This is a genomic window from Alkalihalophilus lindianensis (genome assembly GCF_032843265.1).
In the GTDB taxonomy this organism is placed as follows: domain Bacteria; phylum Bacillota; class Bacilli; order Bacillales; family Bacillaceae_D; genus Alkalihalophilus; species Alkalihalophilus lindianensis.
In genome coordinates this window covers 1-252 of the sequence record NZ_JAWJBA010000704.1, presented here as the reverse complement: position 1 = coordinate 252, position 252 = coordinate 1, and the positions used below count along the sequence as shown (strand labels likewise).

The window sequence follows — 252 nt, the reverse complement described above, 5'->3', positions numbered from 1 at the left end:
GCCCATGAAGGCAGAAAGCAGGCAACTTCAAAATTCGCATTTTTGCTCTAGTCCCAACAAGGAAATACTTTATAATGTATAGAAATATTCGATTATTTTTATTATTTAAAAGGCAGGAGCAGGTAATTCACCGATTTTCAAACGCAGTAAACTATAAGGCTTTTGTCTTAGGTCTTTTCCATAATGAAATCTTGCCTGCCGATGTAATTGGTTTACAATGAAATATAAGTATTGATCTGTACCAATCGAAAA

1 pseudogene is annotated in these 252 nt (G+C 33.7%); it reads right to left on the bottom strand.

Features of this window, described 5'->3' with window-relative positions:
• Positions 1-105 precede the first annotated feature (105 nt).
• Positions 106-252, bottom strand: a pseudogene (locus RYX56_RS23990) (L-dopachrome tautomerase-related protein); the annotation flags it as partial.